A 4,707-nucleotide genomic window follows, 5' to 3' on the forward strand; every position below is an offset into this window, starting at 1 on the left:
GGCAGGGGCACAACGCCCCTGCCCGCCCATCCCTCTGAGCTGCGGGCGTGCGTGCCTCCTCCAGTGCCTTAAGGGCCTGGGAGGTGCCCCCAGGGCGGCACGGGTGGGCGGTGGGGGTCCCCCCGCTCGAGCGAAGCCGAGAGTGGGGAAGGCACCCCGCTACGCCGGGCTGCGCACCCACCCGCCACCAGCGCCAACGCCGGTGCCTGACACCCCACAGCAACTGGACCGACCCGCCCGGCTTCCCTACCGCCGCCGCAGATCCGCCACCCGAGCCCGCTCAGCCCCAGCCCCCTGCTCCCCCAGCATCGCGGCGGACCGCAAACCCCCCGCCGCACCAGGAACCTGCCGCCGAGGCCCGGGCAACGGCACGTCCCGACGCTGCTGGCGAGCCGGGACGGCATCACCCCCCGGCCCGGCCGCCCCCGCCGAACCCCCTTGCCCCCCGGCCACGGCGATCTGCACGCCCTGGTCGGCAAGCGCCTGAAGCTCGGTGGCCGCACGATCGTCATGCGCGGGCGGCTCATCGGTCACAAGCCGCGTGATGAGATCCGTGGGCACGGTCTGGAACATCGTGTCCGTCCCGAGCTTCGTATGGTCGGCGAGCACCACCACCTCCGCGGCCGCCTGCACCAACGCCCGATCGACGGACGCCGACAGCATGTTGGACGTGGACAGCCCGCGCTCGGCGGTCAGACCGCTCCCGGACAGGAAGGCCCGCGACACCCGCAGCCCGTGCAGGGACTGCTCGGCACCACTGCCGACCAGGGCGTAGTTCGAGCCGCGGAGCGTACCGCCGGTCATCACGACCTCGACCCGGTTGGCGTGGGCCAACGCCTGTGCCACCAGCAGCGAGTTGGTGACGACGGTCAGTCCGGGCACCCGGGCGAGCCGGCGCGCCAGCTCCTGGGTCGTCGTACCCGCCCCGACCACGATCGCCTCGCCCTCCTCCACGAGGTTCGCGGCGAGGTCGGCGATGGCGGTCTTCTCGGCGGTCGCGAGATGGGATTTCTGCGGAAAGCCGGACTCCCGCGTGAAACCGCCCGGCAGTACCGCACCGCCGTGCCGGCGGTCGAGGAGTCCTTCTGCCTCCAGCGCGCGCACGTCCCGCCGTACGGTCACTTCGGAGGTCTGGACGACGCGGGCGAGCTCACGGAGCGACACGGCCCCGTTCGCTCGCACCATTTCGAGGATCAATTGGCGACGTTCTGCAGCGAACACGAAACTGACAGTAACGCCAGCGACCGTCTGCTTTCAGCAGTTTGCGCTGAATAGCAGAAGATGTTCGCACGGACCAGCGGGAAGTGGTATAGAGCCTAGTCGCGCCGCCTATGCCACACACATGGTCGAATACTCCCCGTGACCAGCGAGGAGCCGGTTTCGGCCTCAGCCCTCGCCGGTCTCCTTGCGTGTGTGCAACTGCCGTGCCACCTCGGCGATCGAGCCCGACAGCGAGGGGTAGACGGTGAAGGCGTTCGCGATCTGCTCGACGGTCAGATTGTTGTCGACCGCGATCGAGATCGGGTGGATCAGCTCCGAGGCCCGCGGCGCCACGACGACACCACCGACCACGATCCCGGTGCCCGGACGGCAGAAGATCTTGACGAAGCCGTCGCGGATGCCCTGCATCTTGGCGCGCGGGTTGCGCAGCAGCGGCAGCTTCACGACCCGGGCGTCGATCTTCCCGCCGTCGACGTCGGCCTGGGTGTAGCCGACGGTGGCGATCTCCGGGTCGGTGAAGACGTTCGACGACACGGTCTTCAGGTTCAGCGGGGCCACGGCGTCGCCGAGGAAGTGGTACATCGCGATCCGCCCCTGCATGGCGGCCACGGAGGCGAGAGCGAACACGCCCGTCACATCACCGGCCGCGTACACGCCGGGAGCGGTCGTACGGGACACCTTGTCGGTCCAGATGTGGCCGGACTCGCGCAGCCTGACGCCGGCCTCCTCCAGCCCCATGCCCGCGCTGTTGGGCACGGCGCCGACGGCCATCAGACAGTGCGACCCGGTGATGACACGCCCGTCGGAGAGGGTCACCTCGACCCGGTCCCCGACCCGCTTGGCGGACTGGGCCCGGGTACGTCCCATGACGTTCATGCCGCGCCGCCGGAAGACGTCCTCCAGCACGGCGGCCGCGTCCGGGTCCTCGCCCGGCAGCACGCGGTCCCGCGACGACACGAGCGTCACCCTCGAACCCAGCGCCTGGTAGGCACCCGCGAACTCGGCACCGGTCACACCCGACCCGACCACGATCAGCTCCTCGGGGAGCTCATTGAGGTCGTAGACCTGGGTCCAGTTCAGGATCCGCTCACCGTCCGGCAGGGCGTCGGGCAGCTCTCGCGGATGCCCACCGGTGGCGATGAGTACGGCGTCAGCCGTAAGAGTCTCCTCACTCCCGTCGGCGGCGCGCACCACGACCTTCCGCGACCCGTCGAGCGCCTGCATGCCCTCCAGCCGCCCGCGCCCGCGCATGACACGCGCCCCGGCACGTGTCACGGAGGCGGCGATGTCGTGCGACTGGGCGAGCGCGAGCCGCTTCACACGCCGGTTGACCTTGCCCAGGTCGACCCCGACCACCCGGGCGGACTGCTCCATGGGCGGGGTGTCGTCGGCGACGATGATCCCCAGCTCCTCGTACGACGAGTCGAAGGTGGTCATCACCTCGGCCGTCGCGATCAGAGTCTTCGACGGTACGCAGTCGGTGAGCACCGACGCCCCGCCCAGACCGTCGCAATCGACGACGGTCACCTCCGCGCCGAGTTGAGCGGCCACCAGCGCCGCTTCGTATCCGCCGGGTCCGCCACCGATGATCACGATCCGAGTCACGTACTCCATTGTCCCGCACCCCTCAACCCGACACCGCCCGGGGGCCCGCCGCGATGCGGCTCCGTTACGCGAGTGACGCGAGTCCGCCTGCCGTACCCTTCCCCCATGTCGCTCTACGCCGCGTACGCCGGCAACCTCGACGCGCGGCTGATGTCCCGCCGCGCCCCGCACTCGCCGCTGCGCGCCACCGGCTGGCTGAACGGGTGGCGGCTGACCTTCGGCGGCGAGCACATGGGCTGGGAGGGCGCCCTGCCGACGATCGTCGAGGACCCCACCTCCCAGGTCTTCGTCTCCCTGTACGACATCGCCCCCATGGACGAGGACTCGATGGACCGCTGGGAGGGCGTGGGCCTGGAGATCTACCGGCGCACGCGCGTACGGGTGCACACCCTGGAGGCCGACGAGCCGGCCTGGTCCTACGCCCTCAACGCCTACGAGGGCGGTTTGCCCTCCGCCCGCTACCTGGGCGAGATCGCCGACGCGGCCGAATCGGCGGGCGCCCCGCACGACTATGTGATGGAACTCCGCAAGCGCCCCTGCTGAGCCTCCGTCTGTCGGAAACGACAAGACAACGATCGCCACCCCGTTGGCTCCACCATCTACGCGCGTAGGCATTCACCGGCTACCCTCGTCGGCGTGAACGCATCTCTTCTTCCGGACGACATCCAGGGCGCCGCCCCGATCGACCCCAGGGCCTCCGCCGACGCCGCCGCCGCCCGCCTGCGCGAACTCACGGGCGCCGAGACCCACGACGTCGCCCTCGTGATGGGCTCCGGCTGGGCCCCGGCCGTGGACGCCCTGGGCGTCCCCGACGCCGAGTTCCAGGTCACCGAGCTGCCCGGCTTCCCGCCCCCGGCGGTCGAGGGCCACGGAGGCAAGATCCGCTCGTACAAGATCGGCGACAAGCGCGCCCTGGTCTTCCTGGGCCGCACGCACTACTACGAGGGCCGCGGCGTGGCCGCCGTCTCCCACGGCGTCCGCACCGCCGTAGCGGCCGGCTGCAAGACGATCGTCCTCACCAACGGCTGCGGCGGCCTGCGCGAGGGCATGCGCCCCGGCCAGCCGGTCCTGATCAGCGACCACATCAACCTCACGGCCACCTCCCCCATCATCGGCGCCAACTTCGTCGACCTCACCGACCTCTACTCCCCGCGCCTGCGCGCCCTGTGCAAGGAGGTCGACCCCACCCTGGAGGAGGGCGTCTACGCCCAGTTCCCCGGCCCGCACTACGAGACTCCGGCCGAGATCCGCATGGCCCGCGTCATCGGCGCGGACCTGGTGGGCATGTCGACGGTCCTCGAGGCGATCGCCGCGCGGGAGGCGGGTGCGGAGGTTCTCGGCATCTCCCTGGTGACCAACCTCGCAGCGGGCATGACGGGCGAGCCGCTGAACCACGAAGAGGTACTGCAGGCGGGCCGCGACTCGGCGACGAGGATGGGTTCCCTGCTGGCACAGGTTCTGGGACGCCTGTAGGACACCCGGCGTCGGTGCCGGAGCCGACTGGGACCGCAACCCGGCGAAACGGGGCACCGCCGCGCCCACCCGTGCCGCCCTGGGGGCACCTCCCAGGCCCTTAAGGAACTGGGGGAGGCATGCATGCCCGCAGCTGGGGCGGCCAGCGGGAGCCCGCAGCCAAGCGGGGCCGGCGCCCGCAGGCGGCAGGCGGCAGCCAAGCCGAGCCGAGCGCGCCCGCAGCCCGCAGCCCGCAGCCGAGCGGCAGGCCGGTGGCAGCTGAGCCACGACGCGCCCGCACCCGCGTACGGCGAGAAGGGCACGTGTCGGGGGGTGTCCGCCCGCAGCGGTTGGCGCGTCAACGAACAGTCAGTCGGCGTCCGACCCCATCGCGCCGTTCCGAGGACGGACACCCCCCGACGCGGCCCC

Annotated in this window: 4 protein-coding genes; 2 read left to right on the plus strand and 2 right to left on the minus strand. The window is 71.4% G+C overall.

The window, feature by feature from the left end:
* Window positions 1-246 precede the first annotated feature (246 nt).
* Together ACFT4A_RS42200 and ACFT4A_RS42205 are read right to left on the minus strand one after the other, a co-directional pair.
* A complete protein-coding gene (locus ACFT4A_RS42200; protein ID WP_382841962.1) occupies window positions 247-1,221 on the minus strand; it encodes a DeoR/GlpR family DNA-binding transcription regulator in 975 nt (324 codons plus the stop codon).
* Window positions 1,222-1,386: 165 nt separating this feature from the next.
* Window positions 1,387-2,835 carry an NAD(P)H-quinone dehydrogenase gene (locus ACFT4A_RS42205; protein ID WP_382841964.1) on the minus strand — a complete coding sequence of 483 codons (1,449 nt, stop codon included), beginning with the start codon at window positions 2,833-2,835 and terminating at the stop codon, window positions 1,387-1,389.
* A 96-nt stretch (window positions 2,836-2,931) separates the two neighbouring features.
* On the opposite strand from ACFT4A_RS42205, the gene ACFT4A_RS42210 reads away from it, so the two are divergent.
* Together ACFT4A_RS42210 and ACFT4A_RS42215 are read left to right on the plus strand one after the other, a co-directional pair.
* Complete coding sequence (locus ACFT4A_RS42210; protein ID WP_215119027.1) at window positions 2,932-3,369, plus strand: gamma-glutamylcyclotransferase; 438 nt, start codon at window positions 2,932-2,934, stop codon at window positions 3,367-3,369.
* Window positions 3,370-3,462: 93 nt separating this feature from the next.
* Window positions 3,463-4,299, plus strand: coding sequence for a purine-nucleoside phosphorylase (locus tag ACFT4A_RS42215; protein WP_382841968.1), 837 nt, complete (start codon window positions 3,463-3,465; stop codon window positions 4,297-4,299).
* Window positions 4,300-4,707: the final 408 nt, after the last annotated feature.

Source organism: Streptomyces sp. NPDC057099 (genome assembly GCF_042671245.1).
Classification (GTDB): domain Bacteria; phylum Actinomycetota; class Actinomycetes; order Streptomycetales; family Streptomycetaceae; genus Streptomyces; species Streptomyces purpurascens.